Origin of the sequence: Oscillatoria sp. HE19RPO (genome assembly GCF_024220515.1) — a bacterium.
Classification (GTDB): domain Bacteria; phylum Cyanobacteriota; class Cyanobacteriia; order Cyanobacteriales; family Laspinemataceae; genus Laspinema.
Genome location: NZ_JAMXOT010000217.1, coordinates 1 through 26,861 on the forward strand (window position 1 = coordinate 1; position 26,861 = coordinate 26,861).

Here is a 26,861-nt window from a genome sequence, read left to right on the forward strand (position 1 = left end):
TGCCATAACTTTTGCCACATCACCCAAATTGTCGCAAGAAACCCGGTTTCTCAAGCTACTGCAACCCACCCCAGAAACCGGGTTTCTGCCATAACTTTTGCCACATCACCCAAATTGTCGCAAGAAACCCGGTTTCTCAACCCTCAAAATCATGCCTAACCTAACCCCCCTCATCAACACAGTCATTCACGGAGATATCCGCACAGCCTCTGCAATCATTCCCGATAATTGCATCCAAACCATCATAACTAGCCCTCCCTATTTCGGCCATAGAAACTATACCGGACAAGAAGACAGTCCCCATGAAATTGGCAGAGAACAAAACCTCACCGATTATATTCAAAACCTGGTCACTTGCTTTGACCGATTAAAGCCCAAACTGAAAGACAATGGATTACTCTGGGTCAACTTAGGCGACACCTACAGAAACAAACAACTCATCGGCGTTCCTTGGCGGGTGGCATTTGCCTTGAAAGATAGCGGATGGATTCTCCGCAGCGATATCATTTGGAAAAAGCCCAATGCTATGCCTTCATCGGTTAAGAATCGACCCACTACCGAACATGAATACATCTTTCTATTTTCTAAAACCAGTGACTACTATTACGACGCCGATGCGATTCGGGAACCCCATGTCACCTTTTCGGAACAGTCCAAAATGAAAGGCGGCAGGAATCACTTTGGCAAACGAAATAGCACCCCAGAACATGGCAAAAACTCCGGAAATCAGAACCTCCATGATAGTCGATGGGATCAAGCGTTTCACCCGAAAGGCAGAAACAAGAGAACGGTTTGGGAAATTCCCCTGGGGAAATTCAGGGATACCCATTTTGCCGTCTATCCAGAACCCTTAGTGGAAATCTGCCTATTCGCCTCGACTCAAAAAGGCGATATTGTCCTCGATCCATTTACCGGATCCGGGACAACCGGGGTGGTAGCACTCAAGCATGAGAGAAATTTTATCGGCTGCGAATTGGTGAAAAAATACCAGGAAATGGCGCAAAAAAGACTCGATGAAACGATTATTCAACAGAGTTTATTCTAAGTTAGGGCAGCAGAACCCATTCCACCCCCACTCAGCAACCAGAAACCGGGTTTCTGCCATAACTTTTGCCACCTCACCCAGATGTGGAACAGAAACCCGGTTTCTCAAGCTACTGCAAAGGAACCAGAAACCGGGTTTCTGCCATAACTTTTGCCACCTCACCCAGATGTGGAACAGAAACCCGGTTTCTCAAGCTACTGCAAAGGAACCAAGATATTGGCTGTTCCAGGCATTATTTTACTTTTGACTGTGTTCTACCAAAGGGAGAATGAATAATTAAAATCGAACACTTATCTAAATTTAATCCATAGCTTTTAAGGTCGGTTATAGAATCAAGTTTTTGGGATATTTCTTGAAAGCTACATGGAGCCTCTTGAGGTTGAATCGCAGTTAAAAAACGAGCTATTTTTTCTACTGGCTCGAAAGTCAGAGTATCTGGAGCTTGCGGGAGTATAAATTCGTTATCTTGTGAACGATCTGGAATCTTATCCATAGGAATAACTTCCTCAATCAAGCTAACTACAGATTTTTTATTGATTTTAATCACGTCAAGTTTTATTTTATCTAACCAGGCGTCTACCGAATCAGAAGAAAACTTCTCAGATTGGTCGGTCTCTTCAGATTTTTGGCTGGTTTTAATAATTTCCGACAGTAATTGTTTAAGCTTTGTAAAAAGGTTGGATGTTTCTCCAATAGAAATAACTTTTGAACAGTCCAGTTTTATTTCTATAATGTTGGCATTAATATACATAATATCTCTTAGTATATCGAGCTGTGACCGCTTTTCGATCTCTTCCAACTTTTCCAGTGCTTTTAAAATCTCGTTATAATAGTCATCTGCCTCTCTAGATAAAGGTAGGCGTAATACAGGGAATGTACTTGAAGATACTGTCTCTGGTTCTAAATTTTCTTTTTTCCAAATCGAGATAGTGTCTTGCTCTGTGTTTTTAGTGTTCTGCCATTTTTTAGACAATACATACCATTGCAATTGTTTAGGTTCAATTACGTTTAAGATCTCTTCATCTAAAACTTGAATGTTCATAATGATTCTCCTTTGTCAATTTTATCCATGATTTCTTTCAAAGTATTCGGATCGAAGATTTGCGAGCGAGGGATATAAATTGTTTTCCTCGTTTCATTTTCTACTTCTTCCCAATTATTAGTTGCTATCCAATAAGGCTTATAGTTTTCGATAACTCCTGCATAATTAGTCCCATCATTTTGAGATTTACGGATCACTTTCGGAACCTCCACAACGACTAAAACCGTTGGTTTTTTCGTTTGCGAAGATCGTTATAATTTTTTATTTTTAGAGTATATTTTAAAAAATTTCCATTATATACAGGGGACTTTATGGTTTTAATTTGAACGGAAAGCACATCTCCAGTTGACGCATTGTGTATCTCAGCATCTATGCTCGCGTGGTCTTGTCTTTTGGTACTTTGTTGATAAGCAAAATTTGCCAGCGCTGCTACTAACCGGACTCTTATATATCCTAGTTCTTCTTGGGTCTCTAGTGTAACTTCTTCGGTTTCTTCTTCGAGAAGATTACCGACAGAAACTTCTTCGGTTTCTTCTTCGAGAAGATTACCAACAGAGGAATTACTGTAATACTGATTCCATGAAGTTTTTAGCTGTTCTAAGATGCTATAGACAGTTGTTTTAAGAAAACTAATTGGTTCCTGTAGTTGTGGATCCAAAATAAATTTAGTAATTTGGCCATTTGTTCCAAAAGAAACTTCAAACAAACTATTAAGATTGGATGTTTCTTTGTATTCTATCAAATTTTTGATTTCATTCTCTTGCTTTTGAATCATCATTTTACTCCTTATCTTTTTGGAAAAAGCATTATCCCCAAGAAAGGGCAATTCGGTGGTATCGATACTCACCCTAACTGGCGGGTCGAGCAGTGGGCATTCAGAACGACTACAGCAGATGGTTGAGAATTGTCAGGGCAGGTTTCGGGCAAACTATGCGCGGTTAAGCGAATGGGCGCACGGTATTCCTACCGTACCATACCTCTGCGTGGAGTTCGGGGCACCTCATTGTCTGATCGTTCGGACAACAGGCACAGATTCTTGGTTTTGTGGGCGATAACTTCTGATATGATATGAGTTATATTACAAAATCCCAAGTTTTGTCAAGCAAATTCTCAGGTTAAGTGGATATTCAGTTGCACATGGTTGGGAGGGCATCCCGAGTGGTGAGCAAAAGCTGACAATGAGACCCTAAAACGTTGTCTCTGTATAGCATAAACTGACCGCGATGGGTAGAAATTAGCGATGGCTGTAGTTGCAATAACCGGCGGGGGTTTGAACCCCCGCCGGTTGTTGCAACTTACTTTTTCTTCTCCGGCAGGTTCCTAGGGGGGATATCTCGGCCCTCGTAGAACCGGCGTTCTAATTTACCTAATCCCCACCATAGCGCACTTAAAACCAGGGTAATTCCGGTGGAAAGGGCAACCGTCGGAACGGTGTTTTCGGTGGCGATGACAGCTAATAATGGCGCAGTTATCCAGGCGATCGCAGCCAAAATTCCGGCTATTTCCCGCAGTTTCTGGATTCTCCTCAATGCGGTGGAACAACTGCGGCAATGGATGGTGTGGGAATGATAGCGATCGAGTAAGTCTTGGCGCGATCGCAAAGGTGGAAACGATTCCCCAGGAAATGGATCAGCATCATACTCATTCACCCACTTCCGAAATGCCAGCACAAACAAATCCGCTTTTGTGGGCAGATAAAACGCTTTAGCAATTTTCTCACTCCCTCCTGCTGCTTCTAAGTATCGCTCTTGATGGTATAGAAAAATCTGGTCATCTTCCAAGATGGCATTCTGTCCAATATGAGAATACCACTGCGGGCTTAATTTAATAAAAGTTTCTGGAACTTTTGAGGCAAATTGGAAGGGAAATCGGGCAAATAATCGACATTCTCCCTTGCGAATTGGCGTTGCATAAACCACCGTCATCGTTCTGCCAAATTGCTTGGAAGTGAGGTCATGCCACATCAGTCCTGGGGCGATGAAATGGGTCTGCTGACTGCCTAAAGTGCCTTTGCGCGGTCCTTCTTCCCAGAGTCCTTCAAATCCTTGTTTTCCAGAAGCAATCACTTCCAAGTCAACCTTACTCGCATTGGAACGGTTACCGACGGTGCGATGATGGGTATAGGGGATATGACTGGCATCGAGAACATTTTCTAATAGGGTGAGGGCATCATAGGGTAAGTCGCGAAAGGTGTTCAAACAAACCCACTTTTCCGGCGACTCTTCCAAGGGGTCAATCAGGGGAACTTTGGTCTGTTTTGCATTCTCCGGATTCCCAGCATATACGAATAATAATCCCTGATGTTCTGCGGTGGGAAAGTTTCTCACGCAAGCTCTTTCTGACTGTTCCGCTTTGCCGCCTTCATTCTGTTGGGGAATCGTTTCGCACTTGCCCGTTGCGGAAAATGCCCATCCATGATAGGGACATTCTATCCAACCTTGTTCATTAATTCTGCCCTCGGATAGAGGTGCAAGACGGTGGGGACATTTATCTTCAAATGCCCGCCAAGATTGTCCAGTTTTATCCCACCAAATGGCTAAGTCTACTCCCAATAGGGTAAATCTCATGATTTTGGACTGGTCCAAATCTTGCAGATAATAGACGGGATACCAGACTTCCCGAACGTCAAAGCGATGGGGGTCGTTGCCTCCGGGTTCAGCGGTTGAAGAGGGTGCGGTTTCTAAGGCGATCGCCTCGTTTGCTATCATTATAATTTCAGTTAGGTAGGCTCAAGGATTGTCCGACTGTTTGCTATTCTAATTTTAGAATGTTAATCCCCTGAATGGACAAAATTTAGAAAAGAAATGAACCATCCCAATGATGCCAGACGATTCGCCCCCGCGACGCAACGCAACCGTGAACCGATTTTAAAGGTGTTGCGTCGGGTTCTCCCGCCAACGGGAACGGTGTTAGAAGTTGCCAGTGGCAGCGGTGAACACGCCATTTTTTTTGCACCTCGTCTCAAACCGCGCTTCTGGCAACCGAGTGAAGCGGAACCAATGTTGCGGGAGAGTATTCTCGCCTGGATGAAAGAGGTTCCCTCAGACAATCTTTTCCCTCCGATTCCCCTGAATGTTGCCGAGTCGGTTTGGTCAATTGAATCTCCTGAAAATTCCCAGGTAAATGTATCGGAGATTACGGCAATGATTGCCATTAATTTAATTCATATTTCTCCGTTTACGGCGACTTTAGGATTGATGGCAGGGGCCGGTCGAATTTTACCTGTGGGGGGAATTTTGTACCTGTATGGTCCTTATAAACGAGGGGGAAAACATACGGCCCCATCGAATGCAAGTTTTGATGAAATGCTGCAACAGCAAAACCCAGAATGGGGGGTTAGAAATTTAGAGGAGGTAGAGGCAGTTGCGCTTGAAAATGGCTTAAATTTACAGGAAATTGTGGAAATGCCTGCTAATAATTTATCCGTTGTTTTTCGGCGGGAAGGTGAGTGAAATAGATTGAAAACCCACACCCTAAAGGGTGGGGCTATACGGACGAAGCCCGCCTGCGCGGGCTAATATAGAAAATCGACTTTTAACAACTGGATTTGGTATAATAATATCATCTTCTTCCTCTTCTCCCCCTTCCCTCTGAGGGAAGGGGGCTGGGGGGTTAGGTCACTCTGGGTGGAGAAGCAAACATAATATAACTGCTTCTCCACTAGCCCTGTCAAGGTGGTAAATTTAATGACGAAAAATCATTGTTTCTTGGACAGGCGCTTCTCGAAGCGCCCCTACAAGAGGTAAATTTAATGACGAAAAATCATTGTTTCTTGGACAGGCGCTTCTCGAAGCGCCCCTACAAGAGGTAAATTTAATGACGAAAAATCATTGTTTCTTGTAGGGGCGCAATGCTTGCGCCCAAGAGTGCGTATGCAATACGCCCCTACAACTCAATACACCTTGACAGGGCTACTGCTTTTCCACCCATCAGAACAAAGCAATCCCTTGTCCTATTTGGTCTAAATTAAGACTGAATATCCGGCTCGATAAATTTATTATTGGCGCGGATAAATTGGGCGGTACCTTGATTGGTAATCACTAACCAGGGTTTGCCGGTGCGATCGCCTTGTACCGGATTCGTATAATCAGGATGACGGGTGACGAGACTGCCGCCTGGGAGGGTAGTTTCCACGGGAAATTCAAATCCCGGGCCGCTACGGGCATTTAATCCGCCTTGGGTGACAATCCGCCATTCCGGCCAGTTGCCCGTGGTAAAATCACCGGAAGGACTGACTGGAGGTGGAGAAACTCGGGTAGGTAGGGTAATTCCGGCGACGGCGCGATCGATCGCAGTTTGGGTTTGCTCTCCCACAACTCCATCGACGGTGAGTCCGGATTCCGCTTGAAAGGCTTTCACAATCTCCTCAAGAAGAGGGCCGAAGTTGGGGTTAAAACGCCCGACGTTATATCCTAACTTTTCTAATTGCCTCTGTAATTGTTCGACCTGCGAACCTGTATCACCTTGTTGTAATGCCATTGGTTTATTAACCTCTCGTGTTGATTCAAAATGACGGGGAATTTCCAAAAATATCCCCATCTTTTCCCATTTTAGCGATTCTCTCCCAATTCGGAGTCAGGAGAAAATCAGGGAGTACAAGGCACTTTCTCCGATGTTCGTAGTAACGACTTCAGTCGTTATCCCTCTTTGTTCGTAGTAACGACTTCAGTCGTTATCTTCCCCCGTTTGTAGTAACGACTTCAGTCGTTATCCCTCTTTGTTCGTAGTAACGACTTCAGTCGTTATCTTCCCCCGTTTGTAGTAACGACTTCAGTCGTTATCTCCCCCCGTTTGTAGTAACGACTTCAGTCGTTTCCAGAAGTCCTGACAACCAACCCCCTACCCCACCACCCAATTCCCCAAAGATTCACTGGAATCAAAAAAGTCCTCGGACTCAACAACGATCGCCTCGGATTGGTCCGATTTGGTGGTAGGGGAGAAGACTGCCGGAGAAAACATCTCCCACATCGTTCGTAAGTAAGGGGCAAATAAATCGTACTCTTCGGATGTGAGCCGATCGCGCAATTGTCGTCCTAACAGATTGAGCATTTGCCGCACTAATTCCCACTGCACCCCCAAGGCGGGATAGAGCATCACACAGAGAGGAAATAACTCCTGTTGTACCGATGCAATACTTTGTTCTAGCACACAAGCCCAGAGATAGACTTGAAACATTTCAACATCGCGCAGGCTGGATTTGTAGATGCGTTCATCATTCAGGGAACCGCTGTTACTGCGGTAGCGGGGATAGAGTTGCCGAATGCGATCGCAAATTTCTGTGGCAATCTGCGAACTCACCGGCAGCAATTTTCTCACCGCCTGTAAGGGAGAGTCATTCCACTCCAAGTTTGCTGCCGCTTCATAAACCCGTTGCAGGGGTAAATTTAAGTATTCCTGAATCACCCTAAAATACCCTTCCAGTTGCGATCGCTCCGTTTGGGAAACCTGCTGCAATAGCAACTGCCCAGTATAGTAAAATTGAAGATTGACAAAGGCTAGAGTCAGGGGTTCCGAAGTCGCTTGCACTTGTCGCAATTTGCCCAAAATGGGAGATATCGCCCCGGCTAGTTGTTGCGGAGATTTCCCTTGGATATACAGTTCCAGCGCTTGGTCATAAATTTGATGAGTTTTCGCCGCAATCTCCCAGGAATTGAGATGTTGAGAGTCAATAGAATGCTGTTTTAAAGTGGGTGCTAAGAGGATTTCAGTTTTTGACCACCCTTGCGCGATACATAAGCGCAACGACTGCCGAAGGGCATCCCCCACCCGTTCCCGCGTGATTAACTCAGACTCATCCACTCCCGTGCGATCGCCCCAGTCTTCTTCCTCTTGGGACTCCAACTGTAGCTTCTGCACATATCGCTTCGCCCATTCTTGTGCGAAGGATGTTACGGGGGCCACTTCGGTCTCGGAAGGCCATCGAATATAACGAGCATAACGTCCAGCGATCGGTTTATTCATTAGTTTGACTATCTTGGGAATTGGGCAGGGGTCAATTTAAAGTGGCAAGTTAAATGTTGTAAATCTATGGCTCGGTTAGATCCGAGATAGGAGAGGTCAAATCTTAAACATTTCCTTAAAATTTTAACTTTTTTTAAGTTTTCTCTCTACCTTCCCTGGAAACGCCGAGAGATTCAGGCATCTCGCCGAGGGGGGAGCCAGAGGCGGGGACCGGAATGAGCTTCATACCCCATCCGGTTTTACTCTCTGTGTCTTCTCTATACCCCCACCCTGAAATGGGTTAATCCTTTGGACCCATGCCCCTGCGATCAACCTAGTCCCCAGAAAAAAAGTATTTTTACTTATAGCTATTTTATCAAACAGGTGATATAGTTGGAGATCGTTAGGGCACGTAGCTCAGGGGATAGAGCACCAGATTCCGGTTCTGGGTGTCGGGGGTTCAAATCCCTCCGTGCTCGTTGGGTGATTAACACTTCATGAAAAAGGGGGCCAGTTTCAAACTGGCCCCCTTTTTTTGATGCTTCCCGTTAAAGTTCCTCCCCAGATTTTCCCTGGACCCCTTTAACGATGCGGGAGAGTTCGGTTTTTTCGTCTACGGAAATCCGAGAGGGAGAACCACTGATAATCCGTTCATAATTGCGGAACGAATCTTTAATATCCGGTCCTTTCTGACTAATCGAGTATTCCCGAATGCCTTTATCATGCCAAGAACCGCGCATTTTGAAGACGTTAATCGCCCGGGACATTTCCCCGCGAATTTCCACATACTGCAACATCAAAATGGTATCGGTAATGGTAGAAATATGGGATTCCGTAATCGAATGCGCGCCCATGAATTGGTCCGTGGTATTGGTGAAAAATCCCGTGATTTCCTCTTGTTTAGCATAGCCGGTTACGCCAATCACGAATTGACGAAAGGCGTTGTTACTGACACCACGAGCTAAGGCAGACAAGGAATCGATCGCAATCCGAGCCGGTTTAAATTCCGAGATATCCGTTTTAATGATTTGTAAATGGTCTTCCAACCCGGCAGACTCAGGATAAGCACAGAGAATTCTCAGCAATCCCTTCTCTTCCAGTTCTTCAAAATCAATCCCCCAAGAGTAAGCATTTCTGAGCAGTTGAGCGCGGGATTCTTCGTAGGCAAACATCATCGCCCGTTGCCCACTCTTACAGGCATCCTCCAAGAATTTGCTGACCAGGAGGGTTTTTCCGGTGCCGGTTGCGCCCGTTGCCAGAATAATAGAATCCTTGAAAAATCCCCCGCCACACATGGTATCGAGGGTTTTGACTCCGGAAGAAACCCGGACATTGGAGGAGCGTTGGGTGAGGCGCATTGCCCCAAGGGGGAAGATATTAATCCCTTCATTGGTGATGGTGAAAGGATATTCCCCTTTCATGTGGGTGGTGCCGCGCAATTTCAAAATTTCCAGGGTCCGGCGACGCCGTTCGCCTTCTAAGACATTGCGAACAATGACTACATTATCGGAGACAAATTCTTCCACTCCAAATCGCGCCACGGGTCCATATTCTTCGACTCGTTCTGTCGTCATAATGGTGGTTGCGCCCACTTGTTTGAGACGGGCGACTAGGCGGAAGATTTCCCGACGGACCACCGAGGCGGCATCATATTGTTGAAAGACAGCGGTTACAGAGTCAATGGAGACTCGTTTGGCTTTGTATTTGCGAATGGCATATTGAATCCGCTCAATCAAGGCAGATAGGTCAAAATTTCCGACCACATCTTGTCCTTCTGGATCCGGCGAAGCATCGAGAATAAACAGTTTTCCTTGGTCAATTAAGCCTTGCAGGTCCCAGCCAAAACTATAGGCATTTTTGATAATATCGCTTGGAGATTCTTCAAAGGTGACGAAGACCCCGGGTTCCTCGAAAAAGGTAATGCCGTTATAGAGGAACTGGACGGCAAACAAGGTTTTACCTGTACCGGAGGTGCCGCTGACTAAGGTCGTTCTGCCGACCGGCATTCCGCCATGACTGATGTCATCAAAGCCCTCAATCATGGTGCGGATTTTATGGACGCCAAGGGGCATACGTTCTTCGTTATCTCCAGATGGCTTAGTAAGATTCATAGGGCGAGTTTAAAATGACAAGAAGGCTAGGGGTGAGGGATGATGGACCTAGGATTATAATTTAATCGAGAGAAGTTTGGACAGGGTTGAAGCGAGTGATTTTACTCGAATTCTCGCTCTTCTCGTAATTCTTCATAGAGGAGGTCTAACCCGATCAAGACTTTTTCTCGGTCCGAGAGGTCTCCGATGATTTTGCGGACCGGAGGGGGCAGGATTTTGGAGAGGGTGGGGGTTGCCAAGATTTTATCCTCTTCGGCGAGTTGAGGATTTTTCAAGACATCAATCACTTTGAGGGCATAAACCCCTTCAAATTCTTGCTCTAAAATATCTTTGAGGGTTTTTAAAGCGCGAACCGAGTTGGGGGTGTTCCCCGCGACGTAAAGTTTGAGAACGTAGGTTTTCTTGGGGTTAATCATGGATTCACTGGGTGAAAATTGAGCCGAGAAGAAAAATGGGGGATAGGGACTGAAGATTGATTAAGCATCTCGGGGAATTGAGCGACGATACATTTCACATAAATGAGCGATAATATCAATCAGAGTCAATCGGTAGTCCAAGAGGATTTCTTCACTGCGCCCTTCGAGTTTAAGTTGTTTAGAAAAATCATCCATTAAATCCATGTGGATTTCCACAATTTGCGTGACTGAAATATCAGCCAAAAAAGCGGTACTGACCATCTCATCAATTTTTTGATTGAGGGATCCATCAGTTGAGAAATAATTCAAAACAATATCACGATATTCGGCTTGGAGTTCATCTAAAAAATGTTGTCGTTCTGCGGGAGGGAGGTTCCGCAGAAAACGTTTGGGATTGCGTTTGTAGTACACACCAAGGTATCCTAATCGCTCCCTCAATTTCTCGGCGAGCATCCGCTGCTGAGGGCCGAGAAAGTTTTGAGTGGAGGTGTCTGGAGATGAATTGGGGGTGGATTTGCTGCGATCGCTTTCCCAGGAAACTGGGGAAAAATTAATAAACTGGGTGATCGCTTTTTCGACAAAACGACCGATGTCGGGGAGTTGAGGCACCGAAATGTGGCTTTCAGCGGTATGGTAGACCACTTTGGAGGAGACAAACTCCCCATTATCCGGGGATTTGACGGCAGTTAGCAGGATGTCGTTGAGGTCAGAATCTGGGGCTTCTGCTGATTCACTGGCTTGATGGGAACCCAGATGGACAATCACTGCTGGCAAGAGAATGGATTGTCGATGGAGTTGACGGGCGAGGCCCTTTAAGTTGGGATGAGCTTGTAAAATTAAACAGTCAAGCTGTTGCTTTTCTCGTTCGACGAAGGCGAGAAACTCATCAGCCCCCTGAAAATAAGTGAGCGCATAGCGATCGCTCTCCAAAAACTGGGTGAGCGATTGCGCCAGGATATCCGATGGTCCAAAAGTACAAATAGACAGTTTGTTTTGCAAAACGTTATTAGAAAATCGATGTTCCAATTGACGAATCGTGCAGCCGCAACGTTCAATTGCCCCGCCACCATGACTGGTGGCTCAAGGTTGTGTTAAACATTCAACAAACACTGTATTTAAATTGTAATGGGTTGCCCGGGCTCACACCCCATTGAGATCCATAAGTAAACTACCCGACACCGACCGCTATAGCGGTACGATGCGGGCTTTTGGTAGCCCTCAAGACAACATCTTGTAAAGAACAAGACATTACCTCGGAGCCTCTGGGATTGTTTACAATAACCCCCAAAGTAGCGATATTGTTCGCTCCATTCTCATCAGCATCACCGACCCATCCACACTTGAGGTTTAGGCACTCAAATTTCTTACCTTGTCGGTTGCCAATTACTTTGCAGCCATGACAAGTTTTCGAGGTGTAGCGAGGGTCTACTATCCGGACATCTACTCCAAATTTCACCCCTTTGTAAATCAAGAACTGTCGGAGTTGATAGAACGCCCAACTGTTAGACCGTCTCCGCTCTGTCTTAGAGCGTGGCATCTCATTGGTACGTTCCCTGATGCCCGTCAAATCCTCAAGTGCAATCGCCTGGTTTGAGGCTTTAGCGGTACGAGTCAGTCGATAGCTGATGGTATGGTTCAGCCATGTTTGGAATCTTCGTTCACGTCCACTCAACCGTTGCAAAATCTGTCTCGCCCTACGACGAGTAGACCTTGTGCCTTTGGAAGCTTTCTTCTGTAACGAAGCCCTTACACGGCTGTATCTGTCTCTAGTTTTAGTGATTTGTTTGCCGCTGAATTTTTCTCCCTTGGATGTGCAGATAATGTCTGTGCGTCCCAAATCAATTCCCAACACATCATTCGTGTCGGGGATAGCTGGTGGTTCAGACTCTAGCTGAATGTTTAAGTAAAAACTGCCATCATTGCGCTTTACCAGGGTTGCCGATTTGGGTGTTGGCCCTTCCAGTAACTGTTTCTGGTAATTACCGATGTGGAGATTGAATTTCTCCCGACCTTTGAGCATGGTCAAGCTAACCATCCAATCCGCTTCCTTAAAAGTGAAGGTGCGAACGTCGTATGTAGCAGAGGTAGGAGCGAACCCTTTGACGGGTCTACCCTTTTGCTTTGCCGTCTTGCGATTCGCACAAACTCGCCGGATGGCATGAATGGTCATCTGGGCAGACAGACCAGAATGCGCTCTAGCTTCCTTGTAAATTAAGGATTGGACAGCCATCTGATTGGTCAGTTTCTCAGGAGTCTTGTCATTCACGAACTCACAGCAACTTGCAAAAGCAGCAAGCACCGCATCAAGTTTTTCAACCTGCTGTGGTGTAGCCATCAATTTACAAGAGACCGTAAGTACCTGAGTCATTTTTCAAGTAGTGAACTTTATCGATATTCTGATGATAAACCATTTGGCAGAACAAGGGGTATCGAACCCCTTTTTCTACCCAGCATTCCTCCCGACGCTCAATCAAAGATTAGAGCGCGGGACTCCTGCTGGTTTAGTTGATCTATCCCTGGAGTCATGAGCGGTTGTCTCCAACAGCCAACCCTCTGATTCCCGGGTAATTATTCTGTATCGGTGATCCCGAATGACTTAGACAGCGAAGCAGGATGTCCTAAGAAGTCGGTACAGTAGAGGGAAGACAAACCGGATTTTTTCACAAAATCTTTAGTGACTAGGACCAAGGTGGGTCGGAAACCCGGTTTCTTGTCTGATTTATCCGATCGCTACCCAGATGCCGTAGGCGTTAGAGTAAAAGCCCGATGGAATGGCATCCGGTGAGGCCAACCCCCCACTGCTGGGTGTTACCGTTAGCTCAACACTCCATTCTGATTTTTGCAAGATCTTCATCCCCAGTTCCCTATGTTAAAGACCCCCCTACTCTTAGAAGAATTTACACTCCCTACCCCTGTATGCCCGCAGACGGTAAGTATAGCAGAGTTATGGCATCGCTTGAGCATCAGCGCGGGGCGGATGTCTGCATTTGAACACCTCATCTTCGTCAATGAAGCGCAAGCGCCGATGGGGGTCCTCGATGTGGGCTGTTTGCTGCTGAATTTATTACAAGGGGAAACCACAAATCCGGACTGGGGATTAACCGATCGCAGAAATGGCCTGCCTCACACGGATTTACCCACCTTGATGGCCCGCTTCTGTTCCCTGGTGGGGAATTGCAGCCAGAATCGGGAAGGGGTTCCCGATGCACCGACTCCCCATGATTTAGACCTCTGGCAGCAACCTGTGGCCGGATTAAGTCCCGGCGCAGTCGCCTCGGTGGAGAGGCTTCCGGCTCAGATGAGCTTAACCCATTTCTGGGAGAGACTCCAAACCCAAGATCCGGACCAATCGAGGCAACCGGCGTGGGTGGTGGTGGATGCCGAAGACAAATGCCTAGGGTTGTTGGATTTTCCCCGAGCGATCGCCGCTTTGGCCCAAAATACCACTCTCGTCCCCCAGACCCCAACCGTTCCAGAACAACAATCCGGGAATCCCGAATCCCTCAGTGGGGTCAAAGCTTGGCCCTTTGGGGCGGTTCGTCCCCTGGGGGAACTCCTCGAAGAAATCCCCTTGCCGATGAAGTTGCAAACTTCAGCCGGGAAAGTAGCCATTTACAACCAAGCATGGCGGACCTACTTTGACGCCTTCTCGGAACCGGAGACTGACCCCTCCGGCGAAGTCCACACCCCATCACAACCGACCTCGAATCGGGAACCGGACCACTTAGAACACCCAGACTCAGACTCTCTGAGCATGGGTTTATGTCCCATCCCGAAAGGGTCGGACCGAGTGTGGCAGTTTGTGAAAATCCCGATCGGCCTTGCCTTGTCAGAGCGATCGCCTCATGTATCTTGGCAGGATTCCCCCTTTAACCCTTCGCAAGGGCCAGAATTTGCGGACCCCAACTCCACCGGAGATCACCCGCCAGTTTCGGCTTCCATCCAATCCGATGAGTCCCAAACCGAATCCCTGTGGTTGGTGCTCGCTCAAGATGTCACGGTTCAACAGCAAGTCGCCAAAGAACTCGCGGCCAAAAATGCCGATTTAATGCAAATGAACCGGCTCAAAGATGAATTTCTGGCCTGTATCAGTCACGAACTCAAAACCCCCCTCACCGCCGTTCTGGGGTTATCCAGTCTGCTCAAGGAACGGACCCTTGGACCCCTGACCGATCGCCAAGCTCGCTATGCTCAAATGATCTACACCAGTGGGCGACATTTGATGAATGTGGTCAACGACATCCTGGACCTCACCCGGATCGAAAGTGGCCAAATGGAACTGATTCTCGAACCTGTGAGCATCCCGGATGTCTGCGATCGCGCCTTTGATCAAGCCAAACAGTCCCATCATCCCTCAGATTCCCCAGTTCATGGCAGTAGCAGCAATGCCGCCATTACCGAACTGGAAATCCCCTTTACCCTGGAACTCGAACCCGGTTTACCGAGCCCGGTGGCGGATGAATTGCGCCTCCGGCAAATGCTGTACAATCTCATCTCCAACGCCATTAAATTCACCGCCAATGGTGGAGAAATTGGCCTGCGAGTGAATCGCTGGGAAGGCTGGCTGGCCTTCACCGTCTGGGATACAGGGATTGGCATCCCGGCCCAAAAACAGCACTTAATTTTTCAAAAATTCCAACAATTGGAAAACCCAATGACCCGGCAATTTGAGGGAACGGGTTTGGGATTAGCGTTAACCCAGCGCCTTGCGCGGGCTCATGGGGGGGATGTGACGTTTATTTCCAAAGAAGGGGTGGGGAGTGAATTTACCCTGCTGTTACCCCCTTGTCCTCCCCAGCAGACGACGACCCTGACGGAACGAGTAGACCCCACGAAGAACCGCTTAATTTTAATTGTGGAAGCGGTCCCTCGGTATATTGATGATTTGACGGAACGATTTAATGAGTTGGGTTATCGGGTGGCGATCGCCCGTGCAGGGACTGAGGCAGTGGAAAAGGCTCGACGCTTACAACCTCGGGCTATTTTTTTGAATTTATTCTTGCCGATGCTCTCCGGTTGGGATGTGCTAACCCTGCTCAAATCTGACCCACAAACGCGACATATCCCGGCGATCGTCATGGCAACGGAGGTGGACAAGGAACGGGCGATTCGGGCCCAGTGTAATGGATTTTTAACCCTGCCGGTGAAGGGAAACTCCCTAGAAAAAACCTTAGAGGGGTTAATGCAGGACCCGGAACAGGAGAGTTTGGCAACCCCACCCACGACCCTGACAGTGTTGCGCTTGAGTCCCTTTGACCCGGAATATCGGGACATGGATGGGCGATCGTCAGAGGATGACAGCAACGGGTTAAGCAATCAACTCAACGGACTGCTCACTTCCGGGTTAAACCCCTCTGCCTCCTATCATTATCGGGTTTTAGAAGCCGATGATCTCGAACAAGCTGAATTATTGGCCCGAGTCTGGCATCTGGACGCCATCTTGCTGGATCCCGCCCATCACCTCCCCAACCCCAGTCTGTTTATCCAACAATTCAGCCAATATCCCGCCCTCGCTGCGGTCCCCCTGGTGACCCTCGATCGCCAAATTGCCCTATCCGCCTCCCAAGTGCCCGGGTTGACGGTGTTTCCCTATCTCCAACCCGTTCAGGGTAGCGACAAGGCGGATGAGGCACAATGGCCCAATGTCACCGCATTATTACAAGCGGTAGAAGTTGCCGTGGGAATGAGTTCTAAACCAGCAATTTTAGCCATTGATATCTCAATTTTATGCCAGTTTTCCGACCGATGCGAGGCCGTCACCCCAGGGGTATCCAAGCGGTCAGGGATTGCGGAATCGGGCCGGTTTCCGGTGGATTCCACCTCGACCAAACACGAGTGGTTACAAGCTTCGATTCAATATATCCAAACCGCTGGGTTTAGATGTTGGATGGGTCGTTCTTGGTCAGAAGTTTGGCAGCAATTGCAACATCAGAGTGTGGATTTGCTGTTAATTTATGTTCCCGATTCGGTCCCCACTCAGTTCCCAATGGAGGCGCTGAAAGTGTTAGAACAACTTCCCGATCGCCCCGCCATTTTAATCGTCGATCGCTCCTTGGAAACCCCCGAAGCCGCCACCAACGGAGAATTCCGGTCCAGTTTAAAGGCGATCGCCACCCAACTCTTACCCCCTTCCCTATCAATGGAGGAGTTACTCCATTCAATTAACCAAGCATTGAAAATTTGAATCTCAGATGGGGGAGAATTGGGAGATGGGGGAGAATTGGGAGTTCGTAGTAACGACTTCAATCGTTATCGTTATCCCCCGTTCGTAGTAACAACTTCAATCGTTATCGTTATCCCCCGTTCGTAGTAACAACTTCAGTCGTTATCTTTATCCCCCGTTCGTAGTAACAACTTCAGTCGTTCTCTTCCCCCTTTCGTAGTAACGACTTCAGTCGTTATTCCCCGTTCGTAGTAACGACTTCAGTCGTTCTCTTCCCCCGTTCGTAGTAACGACTTCAGTCGTTATCTTCCCTCATCCTTCATCCCTGTTCCCTCTGGCAAAAATAACTGTTTTGGCATTTCCACCAGCCAATAATTCCCCCGTTCCGCAATCACCTGATAATCTTCAGAATTAGCCACTTCCAACCCCTTAATTTTGTCCGGATATCCCAACACTAAAAACGGCAGCAAATTGGGATTTTTGGCAGCTAATTCTTGTAAATATTCTCGGGCATGATTGGAACGCCTAAAAAACTGAATCGGTTGATGACTGTAAAACACTAAACTGGGTTTTTCAAAAGCAACCATCACCACCTGTTGTTCCGGTTGTTTCACCTGTTCAATAATTTCGGCCATTTGACGGACCGGCAATTGTCGTTCACTATCAAAGATAAAATAAACCGGCATCACTGCCCAGATGAAAAACGCCAAAAATCCAGCCAGATTGACAGCCATAATCCATCGCCACTGGCGTTTTAAGACCAAAATCACCCCCATTAAGGCACTTGCCATGAAAATTAAAGCACCTCGCTCAATTAATCCAGAATCGGCCAAAACCCTGGGGAATTCGGGCATGGCTGGGTCTTGATCTAACAGTCGGGGAACATAGAGAATGGCAGTCGCCATGAGTAAGAATAAGATTAAGTTAGCCAGGATGGAAACTCCCCCAAATAAACTAAAGCGATGGGGTTGACCATTGGGGTTAGTTTTAAAGCTTTCTTCACTCCAAAACAAGGCAACTAATAGGGCAGCAGCGGGGAGTGCGGGAAGAATGTAACTGGGGAGTTTAGTGACGGCAACGGTAAAGAAAATAAAGATACCGCTTAACCAAAAGAAAGCAAATAAACTCAGATGATTTGCCCGGGGTTGATTCCGCCACCGACTGCATTTCCAAAAGCGTAACCGGGTGATAGCAATGGGCAAATAAATCGACCAAGGGGAAAATCCGGCTAACAGGACTAAAAAGTAAAAATACCAGGCTTCACTATGATTGTTGACAACCTGAGTAAAGCGTTCAAAATTATGATACCCAAAAAATGTATCGATATAGGTTTGACCGTTGGCTAAGATGACTAAAATATACCAAGGTAGGGCGATAGTGGTGATGATTAAAATCCCGCGCCAGGGTTTTATTTCTCGCCATAGTTCTTTCACTTTTCCCAGATAAATTGCAAAAGACCCAATAATTAATCCCGGTAAAACAATCCCTACAGGTCCTTTAGCGAGAATGGCTAAGGCAATAAAAATGTAAAAAATGATATACCAAACATCGGCAGTTAAGACAGTTGATGGCAGAGAATTTTTGACTTGATTTTCGCGGGTTTGTAAAGACTGGGAACTGGCATATCCCCAAAAAAAAGCCAGGAGGGCAGTTCCCATGCAAGCACTCAATAACATATCAGAAACGCCGATTCTTCCCCAAGCAATAGTTTGGAAATTAACAGCAGCGATCGCCCCCCCGAGTCCGGCACAAAACCAGGCTTTTCGAGGGATATTGCGGTTTAATTCCGGTTCTTGAATTTCTGAGGAACTGGAGGAATGGGGAACAGTAAAATAGAGCAGGGTAAAAAAGACGACAAGCATTAAAACAATGGCCGATAAAGCAGACGGCAGACGCACCGCCCATTCATTTACGCCAAAAATTTGGTAGGCGATCGCCATCAACCAATAAATCAGGGGCGGTTTATCAAATCGGGTTTCTTGATTAAAATAAGGCGTAATCCAATCGCCGGTGACCACCATTTGTCGGGCAGCTTCTGCAAACAAGGGTTCGGTTTCATCCACTAAACCGACACTGCCTAATTTCCATAAAAATGCAATCCAGCCAATCCCCAATAGCCCCAAAATTGATAAGATTAGAGCGAACTTAGGCGGTACGCTTATTTGACTTTGAGTATCCCAAAAGCGATTCATTTGAAGTTTCATCAGTTGTTTGTGTATCTAGGGTCTGTTATGGTCATTGGTCATTGGTCATTGGTCATTGGTCATTGGTCATTTGTCCTGGGTTGATGGGGTTGATGGGGGATGGGGCTGGAATATGCTATTGTATCTAACAAACTGGCGGATGCTGCTTCCTGGATGGAAATGTGGGAGGGAGAGGATTTTTTTAGGGTCGCCATCGGGCGGCGCGATCGCTGATGTCAGAATCGGGTCTGTGACTAAACGGGTCAGGGTTCGAGTTCAATGTTTGATTTAATCATGATATAAGCTATGCAGAATACCCGTCTGAACAGCCTGTTTGATGGTACAGTTTCTGAACTGAGGCAATCCTTACGCAACCCGTGGCGACGGATATCCGTAGTGCTGATTAGCTTTTTACTGGGTAATTTTGTAGGAACGTCAATTGCTACGATCGCCGGACAAAATGCCAACTTAGATGTGGTGGTAGCGGCTATTTTAATCGTCTTAACCGAACTCTATAGTTATTTTTTCTATCGGATTCACGACCAAATGAAGCGATCGCTATTGGCCCAGGGAATCAATTCCTTTAAAATTGGTATGATTTACAATCTATTCGTCCTCGCCTTTACCCTCGGTTCTTAAGGGATTGTTAATCGGATCAAACGCCATTTTCACCGACTTCCAAGGAGATTGATTCATGCAGCAAGAGTGGGCGATCGCCTCAATTCTGGAGGAGTGGCAGCAGGGAGTTCCACCCACCGGATCCACTTGGGAAGCATTAATCCAACAAGAACTCGCTGACCCCCTTCGGGCCCAGGGGTATGGGATTTCCCCGGAAACAGTGGAGTCGAAACTCAGGGCGCGATCGCAGGCATTAGCGGTGATTTTACCCCACCTGGAGCAATTTCCCTTCCCGGGAGACAAAATACTCGAACCGTTATGGCAATTATGGTTACCCTTGGCAATCAAACTGATCGCCTCTCACCAGAAATTAGGACGACCCTGGATTCAAGGGATTTTAGGGGGACAGGGAACGGGGAAAACCACCCTGGGGAGAATTCTAACCTGGATTTTGACCCATCTGGGCTATTCTACTTTGGCCCTTTCTATCGATGACCTTTATAAAACCTATTCAGAACGGCAGCAATTGCGGGAGGAGGACCCACGTCTGATTTGGCGAGGACCTCCGGGCACTCACGATGTGGCGTTAGGGATTAACCTCCTCGATCGCTTGCGAAATCCCGATGGACAAACCATTGCTGTTCCTCAATTTGATAAATCATTGTGGGAGGGACAAGGCGATCGCACAGAACCCTTACTCGTTCAGACTGTCGATATCCTGTTACTGGAAGGATGGTTTGTGGGAGTGCGTCCCGTGGACCGGGCAGTATTTGACCATCCCCCTTGGCCGATTATGACGGAAGTAGACCGCAGTTTTGCCCGAGATATGAATCAGCAATTGCGGGATTATTTGCCCTTGTGGGACCGATTAGATGGATTGATGGTGTTGTATCCCCAGGATTATCGCCTCAGTTTGCAGTGGCGGATGCAGGCAGAAAAGGAAATGAAGGCCCTGGGTAAGGCGGGAATGAGTGATGGGGAAATCAAAGAATTTGTAGAATATTTTTGGAAGGCGTTGCATCCGGAGTTGTTTGTTAGGCCCCTATTGCATCCGGGCTCGGAGGTGGACTTGGCGATCGAGATGGGAGGCGATCGCCGTATGATCGCGGTTTACAGTCCCCGGCAGATTGGGGGAAACTGAGGCAAATCCCTTGATTGGGTTTCAGGGGGTTGAGGAATATTTTCTACGCTTCTGCTCGGATGTCACCGGATGAGTCGCCAGAGGATTCCCGAGTTGGGAATTGCCAATTGCCAAGATTAGATTGAATCAAGTGCGTCAAGAACCGGCAAAACTTGATAGAGTCAATTGCAGGAGTCTCCCCGAGAGTTGATGTTGTATTCTATGTTTTATTCTGGGTTGGGTGCTGGTAGCATCCGTGTCAAGAAATCTCTAAATTTAGCCGTTGACTTATGTCGAGTGATGGCGAAACGACTGGTGGTGGCGATCGCGATGGTGAGTTGTCTGTGGTTGATGCTCACCCCAGGGGCGATCGCCGGTCTCAACGATGATAACTTTGATGGCAACATTTACGCCCTCTATGGCGGCAATGGTTCCCTAGTTCCGCCGAGAGTCTCCCTAGAACAGTCCCTTTCCCGGGACGATCGCGCTACGGTGTTAGTGTTTTTCCTCGATGACAGCAGCGATTGTAAGCAATACACCGCCGTTGTCTCGCAGATTCAGGCATTCTACGGAAGGGCCGCCGATATTTTACCCCTGAATGTGGATGCGATTCCTGTCAAGGATGAATATGTACCCACAGAACCGGGGTACTATTATTCTGGGGTGGTTCCTCAAACCGTTGTGCTGGATTTAGAGGGTAAAGTCGTTTATGACGGCAAGGGACAAGTTTCTTATGAGTCCATTGATGATGTGTTGCGTCAAGTTTATGACTTGCTGCCGCGATCGGAATCCGTTGATCTCAAACGGCGTGCGCCTAATGAGGTGAGTGTCGAACTCTCTCGCTAATCCGACCACCGGGAACTGTAGGGACCCGGGGAGTGATGACCCCATCTGCTGGTTTTGCGCCCCACACCCTTGGGACCCCCTAAGTTGGCCCCTCTCGGGTTGAACCGGCGCAAAACTGCCAAGACAGAAATCAAGGGAACATTTACCCCGGGCATTTTAGGGTTGACAAAAAGAGCGAGTTATGATAGTAATGCTCTGGGTTTGCACCTTTTTTTAACCTTGGTGACCTTGACTATCAATGCTTTTTATCAAGTGAGTCGAAATTCCCATGTTCGGTGTGAATCAGCTCTGAGATAATCAAATAGGTCTATATTCTACTGACCCCATCGGCACTCCTGTGGTGCGATCGGCCTAAATTACGTTCTAATGGTGAATAATACCCAAATTACTAGAAACCGTTACACCGTTGATGAAGAAAAGGATGGGAGCATCTAACCCACTCCTACAACCCCCAGAGTTCTGTCCATCGTCTAGCTGGTCTAACGAAATTGCCAATAGGAGTTATCGTTCAACTCAGGAAAAAAATGCCCAAGCTGAACTCTTTTGCCGATATCAACCAGGGCGACTCCAGAGATGATTATAATAGAGTTCATGAATTACCCCGAATATTCCCTAGGCTTTTGCTCACGTCGTTCAAAAATACAGGGTGTCAATTTATGTTAACAAAGCCAGGAATCAAGTCGGTGCATACGACAGACTAACAGGTCTATTTATTTGAGTCTTAGCGATGGCAAATTCAAAAATTGCCTCGTCGAGGGGGCATCTACTCTGAAGAATATCGGGTCAAGAATAGACATTCTAAAACAAAGAGTATTAACCTCGGTTCGGTGCATCCGACAAGACAATGGATAAAAGAAAACTTGATATACGTGCTCCACTCATTGCCATGCTCAGTCGCGGGACTGGCATTGGCTCACTCCGAATTATCCTGTTAATTGCCCTTGATAGTTTGATGTTGAGCTATGCATGGCTACTCGCAGACAAGTTCGGGACCCCAGTAGGCTCCTTTAGCTTGATAGCCACTCAGAATGAAAAACCCGGATTTTTAATCCCCATTCTGGTAATCACATTAGGGATTGTCGCTTCAGCGGGACTCTATGGCACCGATGATCGGCGGCGAGATTTTTTTAATCTCGTCAAATCCCTCAGCTTTGCTCAGTGTGTTTTATTATTTATTGGCTATCTCTACGAACCAGAAGCAGTCGTTTCTCGCTCGACATTCTTGTTGTCTTGGATCTTTGCCATAGCCTTTGTTCTGAGTGAGCGGTTAATGCTGCATTTAGCCATTGTTTATTTGCGGCAGAAAGGCGCAATCCGTCAGCGCATTGGCTTAGTTTGTAAACCCAAAGATATTGAAACCGCTAAACGATTTATTGTTAAAAGTAGACGATATAAGATTTGCGATTTAGAAGACCTCTCGACCCGAGAAAAAAACCACGACTGGTCGGAGATGATTCAAAGACTCCGGGAAAAAGCGGTCAGCGAAGTGTTTGTTTGTTCTGAACTCTCAGTCCGAGACCAAATTTACCTCTATTGGGAGTTGAAACGCGCCGGAATTCACCTGAGAATTCTCCCCTTGGGACTGGAGTTGCCGATTCAGTGGTCTGAGATTAAGATGGTCAACGGCATCCCGAGTATGAGATTTAGATCGCCGCCAATTGTGGGTGGGGATTACTGGATTAAACGGGGATTTGATTTAGTTGCCGCTGGGATCATTATCTTGTTAATTAGTCCCGGGTTGCTGTTGTTAGCACTGCTGATTAAGGTGGATTCCCCCGGTCCGATTTTTTACAAACAAGTCCGGGTGGGATTAAAAGGCCGTCACTTTAAGGTTTGGAAGTTTCGGACAATGGTGACGAATGCCGAACAGTTACAAAAAGATTTGGAAGCGAAGAATGAAATGGCTGGGGGAATTATGTTCAAAATGAAGGATGACCCCCGGATCACGCGAGTTGGCAAGTTTATTCGGCGGTACAGTTTGGACGAACTGCCACAAATTATTAATGTTTTAAATGGGGAGATGAGTTTAGTCGGTCCTCGTCCGTTCCCCCTGCGAGATGTGGAACGGTTTTCAGAACATCACTTTATGCGCCATGAAGTCCTGCCGGGGATTACTGGATTATGGCAGGTTTCTGGGCGATCGGATATTGTCGATTTTGAGGAAGTCTTCCGCCTGGATATGACTTACATTCAAAATTGGTCTGTGTCTCTGGATTTCCAGATTTTATTCCAGACGGTGAAGGTGGTGTTTGCCAAAGAGGGGGCCTATTAGGAAACTCCAAAAAATAAAATAGTAATTGTAGGGTGGGCATTGCCCACCCTACTTTAACTGCTGAGTCATCCAATCCACCGCCTCCGCTAAATCTGAGGCGATGAAATCCGGATGGGTGTGGTGTTGGTATTTCCCCCCCAACACGCGATCGCCATAGCCCGTTTTCACCAAAATCCCCGTACAACCAGCATTATGGGCCATATCCACATCCGTTGCCTTATCTCCCACCATAAAACTCTGACTCAGGTCTAAATCATGTTCCCAAGCTGCCGCCACTAACATTCCCGTATTGGGTTTACGCCAAGTGGTCCACCGGGTAAACTCGGGGTCCTTCCCCCCTTCCGGAGGACTCAGATAGGGACAATAATAAAGCGCATCCAACCGGGCCCCCGCTTCCTGGTCCAATAAGTCACAGAGGCGCTGGTGTAACGCATCCACATGAGCAGCAGGGTAATATCCTCGCGCCGGACCCGATTGGTTGGAAACCAAACAACAGAAGAGATTTCGGTCATTTAAGCGGCGAACCGCAGCGGCCACACCGGGAATCAAATTCAGGTCTTCAACACGGTGAATATATCCAACTTCTTGGTTTAAAACGCCATCTCGGTCCAGGAATACTGCGGGTTTCATCAGAGATTTTAAGGAGAGTTCAAAAGAATTAAAAGTTAATGAGTCCGAATTTTATCACCAGGACTTACCCATGATTTAAGATAAAAATCTAAATGTAGGGTTGATTCGCGAATCAACCCTACATTTGGGTTGGTAATAGCCCCTCAAACTCCCCAGAAGTTAATTCCCCATCCCGAATCTTCGGTTTAGCCTCCCCAAACTTTTTCTAGGACTTTCTCGGGTGAAATATCAGCAATTCTGCCCGTAGAAGATTGAATGCCGATATAGCGATCGCCCGAGGGGAGCAATTTAGCGGGATCCGTCGGGCCGAACAAGGCAATCGTATAGGTCTGTACCGCCACCGCCAGATGCATCGGCGCACTGTCCGTACAAAGCATCAAATTCGCAGCGGCGATCGTTGCTGCCAACTTACCCACATCCGGAGGGGAAGTCACCTTAATGCCAGGACAGGACCTAACCAACTGGTCGCATAAGGGTTTATCCTCTGGCCCTTGGATCAACACCACTGGCAGAGGTTGACGGGTTTGCAAATCCTGGATAATCTGCTGCCATTTTTCAACGGGATAAATTTTATCCAGTCCTTTGATTTGGGAGAGTTGACTAGCCCCCCCATGAATCAGAATGTAACCGCTGTCTTTGACACCCAATCTTTGCTGTTCCTCATCGGACCAGCGTAAATCCTCCTTGAGCAGGGTCACAGAGAGTTCCGGACAAGGCATGGAGACCCCAAAACCCTGCAACAAGTCGTGGTACATACCGGCAGCATATTGCTCAGTTTTCAGCGGGACTGGGTTGGTGAGCAACCAGGAGTTGCCCAAGTCCGAGTAGCTAATCCGGATGGGGATGCCTGTTAACCAGAGCAATAACCCCACAACCCAGCGCTGTCCAAGGGAAATCACCGCGTCATATTCGCGATCGCGCATGATCCCCAACAAATTCCCCCAATCCGCCAATCCGTTGCGATCCTTAAAATCAAACGGCAGCACTTGGAGGGACTTGTCATGAAAAAACTTGGATACCCGGTAGGCACCTTTCGACCGAGGCTCCACAACAACATCTATGTAAGCGTTGGGATATAACCGTTTCAGGCTATCCAACGTCGGGAAAAATAAAATTTGGTCGCCGATTCCGCCTGGGACAAGGGCCAGTATTCGCATCTCAATTGATGGAGCTTACTAAACAGACTCATTCTAAGCGATGAGAGACCTAATCCGATCCGGAATCTTCACAACTCGACCCAACCACCCGCCAGAAATTCGCGAAAAACCGTTGCGATCGCCCCTGCGCCTCTACTCTAGTTATTATTATTCACGCGCCATTTTTGTAACCAAACGCTTTAGAGGAACCACCGTGCATTTATTGATACCCGCCGCTGGCATGGGGCGACGAATGGGCAGCAACCGCAATAAACTACTCCTGTCCTTGCTCGATCGCCCCTTGATTGCCTGGACCCTAGAGGCGGCGGATGCCTCCCGGGAAATTCGTTGGATTGGGTTAATCGGTCAACCGGAAGACTGGCCCGACTTTGAAGCAATTTTAGCCGCCAATCCCCCCAGCAAACCTGTCCAATTCATCCAAGGCGGCAGTACCCGCCAGGAATCGGTTTACAACGGATTACAGGGACTCCCGCCAGAAGCGACCCATGTGCTCATTCATGATGGGGCCAGGTGTCTGGCAACCCCGGACCTGTTCGATCGCTGTGCCGAGACCCTGCGCCATTGTCCCGGGTTAATTGCCGCAATTCCAGTCAAAGACACCATTAAAATTGTCGCCCGGGACTCCCAAACCATTGAACAAACCCCCGATCGCCAGCAACTCTGGGCCGCCCAAACCCCCCAGGGATTTGAAGTCGCCTTATTGAAACAGTGCCACGATCGCGGAAAATCCCTGGGATGGGAGGTTACCGATGATGCAGCATTATTTGAAAAATGTGACTTGCCGGTGCAAATTGTCCCCGGGGAAGAGACCAATTTGAAAGTGACCACCCCAATGGATTTGGCGATCGCTGAGTTTATCCTGCGTCAACAACGCCCTGAACTCAAATAACACAGAAACCCGCAGGCTGAAGCCTGGGGCTATACGAACAAAGCCCGCCTGCGCGGGCTCATCCCAAATCCGGTTGTAAAAAATTAGCTTTCATGTTCAGCCTGCGTCGGCAGGCTTCGTCTTGTGAGCCTCCACCCTTGAGGGTGCGGGTTTTGCCGAGTTTATCCTGCGTCAACAACGCCCTGAACTCAAATAACACAGAAACCCGCAGGCTGAAGCCTGGGGCTATACGAACAAAGCCCGCCTGCGCGGGCTCATCCTAAATCCGGTTGTAAAAAGTTAGCTTTCATGTTCAGCCTGCGTCGGCAGGCTTCGTCTTGTGAGCCTCCACCCTTGAGGGTGCGGGTTTTGCTCAAATAACACAGAAACCCGCAGGCTGAAGCCTGGGGCTATACGAACAAAGCCCGCCTGCGCGGGCTCATCCCAAAT

20 protein-coding genes, 1 tRNA gene and 1 pseudogene are annotated in these 26,861 nt (G+C 47.6%); 9 read left to right on the forward strand and 13 right to left on the reverse strand.

The annotated features are described in order from the left end of the window. Positions 1–151: 151 nt before the first annotated feature. Positions 152–1,045, forward strand: coding sequence for a site-specific DNA-methyltransferase (locus NG833_RS19485; RefSeq protein ID WP_254566936.1), 894 nt, complete (start codon positions 152–154; stop codon positions 1,043–1,045). Positions 1,046–1,277: 232 nt separating this feature from the next. Here the strand turns inward: NG833_RS19485 and NG833_RS19490 are convergent, their stop codons facing one another. The 3 genes and pseudogenes from NG833_RS19490 to NG833_RS19505 form a co-directional block, all read right to left on the reverse strand. Beyond that, positions 1,278–2,087, reverse strand: coding sequence for a hypothetical protein (locus tag NG833_RS19490; RefSeq protein WP_254566937.1), 810 nt, complete (start codon positions 2,085–2,087; stop codon positions 1,278–1,280). Further along, a pseudogene (locus tag NG833_RS19500) lies at positions 2,084–2,865 on the reverse strand (DUF4365 domain-containing protein). Before NG833_RS19500 ends, NG833_RS19490 begins: the two are co-directional and overlap by 4 nt. Before the next feature lie 517 nt (positions 2,866–3,382). Continuing rightward, on the reverse strand, positions 3,383–4,795 hold the full coding sequence (locus NG833_RS19505; RefSeq protein WP_254566940.1) for a Rieske 2Fe-2S domain-containing protein: 1,413 nt from the start codon (positions 4,793–4,795) through the stop codon (positions 3,383–3,385). A 96-nt stretch (positions 4,796–4,891) separates the two neighbouring features. Here NG833_RS19505 and NG833_RS19510 point away from each other — a divergent pair, with 96 nt between their 5' ends. Continuing rightward, positions 4,892–5,539, forward strand: coding sequence for a DUF938 domain-containing protein (locus NG833_RS19510; protein ID WP_254566941.1), 648 nt, complete (start codon positions 4,892–4,894; stop codon positions 5,537–5,539). 514 nt (positions 5,540–6,053) lie between these two features. On the opposite strand, the gene NG833_RS19515 is transcribed toward NG833_RS19510, so the two are convergent. Both NG833_RS19515 and NG833_RS19520 read right to left on the reverse strand, forming a co-directional pair. After that, positions 6,054–6,566 carry a peptidoglycan-binding domain-containing protein gene (locus NG833_RS19515; protein ID WP_254566942.1) on the reverse strand — a complete coding sequence of 171 codons (513 nt, stop codon included), beginning with the start codon at positions 6,564–6,566 and terminating at the stop codon, positions 6,054–6,056. Positions 6,567–6,926: 360 nt separating this feature from the next. Continuing rightward, positions 6,927–8,048, reverse strand: a complete 1,122-nt coding sequence (locus NG833_RS19520) for a hypothetical protein (protein ID WP_254566943.1) — start codon at positions 8,046–8,048, stop codon at positions 6,927–6,929. 385 nt (positions 8,049–8,433) lie between these two features. Here NG833_RS19520 and NG833_RS19525 point away from each other — a divergent pair. After that, positions 8,434–8,506, forward strand: a tRNA-Arg gene (locus tag NG833_RS19525). Positions 8,507–8,575: 69 nt separating this feature from the next. Here NG833_RS19525 and kaiC read toward each other — a convergent pair. The 5 genes from kaiC to NG833_RS30540 form a co-directional block, all read right to left on the reverse strand. Then, entirely contained in the window at positions 8,576–10,138 is a 1,563-nt protein-coding gene (gene kaiC, locus NG833_RS19530; protein WP_254566944.1) for a circadian clock protein KaiC, read from the reverse strand. A 101-nt stretch (positions 10,139–10,239) separates the two neighbouring features. Continuing rightward, complete coding sequence (gene kaiB / locus NG833_RS19535; protein ID WP_015147792.1) at positions 10,240–10,554, reverse strand: circadian clock protein KaiB; 315 nt, start codon at positions 10,552–10,554, stop codon at positions 10,240–10,242. A 60-nt stretch (positions 10,555–10,614) separates the two neighbouring features. Then, positions 10,615–11,553 carry a circadian clock protein KaiA gene (locus NG833_RS19540; protein ID WP_254566945.1) on the reverse strand — a complete coding sequence of 313 codons (939 nt, stop codon included), beginning with the start codon at positions 11,551–11,553 and terminating at the stop codon, positions 10,615–10,617. 169 nt (positions 11,554–11,722) lie between these two features. After that, a complete protein-coding gene (locus tag NG833_RS19545) occupies positions 11,723–12,922 on the reverse strand; it encodes a transposase (protein WP_254566946.1) in 1,200 nt (399 codons plus the stop codon). Between the two features lie 351 nt (positions 12,923–13,273). After that, positions 13,274–13,408: a hypothetical protein gene (locus tag NG833_RS30540; protein ID WP_256556075.1), complete on the reverse strand. Its 135-nt coding sequence runs from the start codon at positions 13,406–13,408 to the stop codon at positions 13,274–13,276. A gap of 123 nt (positions 13,409–13,531) precedes the next feature. Between NG833_RS30540 and NG833_RS19550 the strand changes: the two genes are divergently transcribed. Then, a complete protein-coding gene (locus NG833_RS19550; protein ID WP_254566947.1) occupies positions 13,532–16,738 on the forward strand; it encodes a hybrid sensor histidine kinase/response regulator in 3,207 nt (1,068 codons plus the stop codon). 281 nt (positions 16,739–17,019) lie between these two features. On the opposite strand, the gene NG833_RS19555 is transcribed toward NG833_RS19550, so the two are convergent. Further along, the gene (locus tag NG833_RS19555; RefSeq protein ID WP_254566948.1) at positions 17,020–18,921 is read right to left on the reverse strand and encodes a glycosyltransferase family 39 protein; all 1,902 of its coding nucleotides are present in this window, start codon (positions 18,919–18,921) and stop codon (positions 17,020–17,022) included. A 285-nt stretch (positions 18,922–19,206) separates the two neighbouring features. Here NG833_RS19555 and NG833_RS19560 point away from each other — a divergent pair, with 285 nt between their 5' ends. From NG833_RS19560 to NG833_RS19575, 4 genes are all read left to right on the forward strand, one after another. Further along, positions 19,207–19,539 (forward strand): DUF565 domain-containing protein, encoded by a 333-nt coding sequence (locus NG833_RS19560; protein WP_254566949.1) that lies wholly within the window; start codon positions 19,207–19,209, stop codon positions 19,537–19,539. 55 nt (positions 19,540–19,594) lie between these two features. Further along, positions 19,595–20,659 carry a glycerate kinase gene (locus NG833_RS19565; protein ID WP_254566950.1) on the forward strand — a complete coding sequence of 355 codons (1,065 nt, stop codon included), beginning with the start codon at positions 19,595–19,597 and terminating at the stop codon, positions 20,657–20,659. A gap of 189 nt (positions 20,660–20,848) precedes the next feature. Next, entirely contained in the window at positions 20,849–21,484 is a 636-nt protein-coding gene (locus NG833_RS19570; RefSeq protein WP_254566951.1) for a thylakoid membrane photosystem I accumulation factor, read from the forward strand. Between the two features lie 886 nt (positions 21,485–22,370). Further along, entirely contained in the window at positions 22,371–23,756 is a 1,386-nt protein-coding gene (locus tag NG833_RS19575) for a sugar transferase (RefSeq protein WP_254566952.1), read from the forward strand. A gap of 48 nt (positions 23,757–23,804) precedes the next feature. Here the strand turns inward: NG833_RS19575 and NG833_RS19580 are convergent, their stop codons facing one another. Further along, positions 23,805–24,386 carry an HAD-IIIA family hydrolase gene (locus NG833_RS19580; protein WP_254566953.1) on the reverse strand — a complete coding sequence of 194 codons (582 nt, stop codon included), beginning with the start codon at positions 24,384–24,386 and terminating at the stop codon, positions 23,805–23,807. Positions 24,387–24,571: 185 nt separating this feature from the next. Next, positions 24,572–25,543, reverse strand: a complete 972-nt coding sequence (locus NG833_RS19585) for a glycosyltransferase family 9 protein (RefSeq protein ID WP_254566954.1) — start codon at positions 25,541–25,543, stop codon at positions 24,572–24,574. A gap of 193 nt (positions 25,544–25,736) precedes the next feature. Here NG833_RS19585 and ispD point away from each other — a divergent pair, with 193 nt between their 5' ends. Further along, a complete protein-coding gene (ispD, locus tag NG833_RS19590; protein ID WP_254566955.1) occupies positions 25,737–26,432 on the forward strand; it encodes a 2-C-methyl-D-erythritol 4-phosphate cytidylyltransferase in 696 nt (231 codons plus the stop codon). The last annotated feature ends 429 nt before the right edge of the window (positions 26,433–26,861 follow it).

Excerpts from the sequence above, each read along its gene's own strand:
- NG833_RS19560 (WP_254566949.1), top strand. The coding sequence starts at position 19,207 with ATGCAGAATACCCGTCTGAACAGCCTGTTTGATGGTACAGTTTCTGAA.
- kaiB (WP_015147792.1), bottom strand. The coding sequence starts at position 10,554 with ATGATTAACCCCAAGAAAACCTACGTTCTCAAACTTTACGTCGCGGGG.
- NG833_RS19555 (WP_254566948.1), bottom strand. The coding sequence starts at position 18,921 with ATGAAACTTCAAATGAATCGCTTTTGGGATACTCAAAGTCAAATAAGC.
- NG833_RS19580 (WP_254566953.1), bottom strand. The coding sequence starts at position 24,386 with ATGAAACCCGCAGTATTCCTGGACCGAGATGGCGTTTTAAACCAAGAA.
- NG833_RS19550 (WP_254566947.1), top strand. The coding sequence starts at position 13,532 with ATGTCTGCATTTGAACACCTCATCTTCGTCAATGAAGCGCAAGCGCCG.
- NG833_RS19565 (WP_254566950.1), top strand. The coding sequence starts at position 19,595 with ATGCAGCAAGAGTGGGCGATCGCCTCAATTCTGGAGGAGTGGCAGCAG.
- NG833_RS19575 (WP_254566952.1), top strand. The coding sequence starts at position 22,371 with ATGCTCAGTCGCGGGACTGGCATTGGCTCACTCCGAATTATCCTGTTA.
- NG833_RS19515 (WP_254566942.1), bottom strand. The coding sequence starts at position 6,566 with ATGGCATTACAACAAGGTGATACAGGTTCGCAGGTCGAACAATTACAG.
- NG833_RS30540 (WP_256556075.1), bottom strand. The coding sequence starts at position 13,408 with ATGAAGATCTTGCAAAAATCAGAATGGAGTGTTGAGCTAACGGTAACA.
- kaiC (WP_254566944.1), bottom strand. The coding sequence starts at position 10,138 with ATGAATCTTACTAAGCCATCTGGAGATAACGAAGAACGTATGCCCCTT.
- NG833_RS19510 (WP_254566941.1), top strand. The coding sequence starts at position 4,892 with ATGAACCATCCCAATGATGCCAGACGATTCGCCCCCGCGACGCAACGC.
- NG833_RS19505 (WP_254566940.1), bottom strand. The coding sequence starts at position 4,795 with ATGATAGCAAACGAGGCGATCGCCTTAGAAACCGCACCCTCTTCAACC.
- NG833_RS19585 (WP_254566954.1), bottom strand. The coding sequence starts at position 25,543 with ATGCGAATACTGGCCCTTGTCCCAGGCGGAATCGGCGACCAAATTTTA.
- NG833_RS19545 (WP_254566946.1), bottom strand. The coding sequence starts at position 12,922 with ATGACTCAGGTACTTACGGTCTCTTGTAAATTGATGGCTACACCACAG.
- NG833_RS19485 (WP_254566936.1), top strand. The coding sequence starts at position 152 with ATGCCTAACCTAACCCCCCTCATCAACACAGTCATTCACGGAGATATC.
- NG833_RS19520 (WP_254566943.1), bottom strand. The coding sequence starts at position 8,048 with ATGAATAAACCGATCGCTGGACGTTATGCTCGTTATATTCGATGGCCT.
- NG833_RS19570 (WP_254566951.1), top strand. The coding sequence starts at position 20,849 with ATGTTGTATTCTATGTTTTATTCTGGGTTGGGTGCTGGTAGCATCCGT.
- NG833_RS19490 (WP_254566937.1), bottom strand. The coding sequence starts at position 2,087 with ATGAACATTCAAGTTTTAGATGAAGAGATCTTAAACGTAATTGAACCT.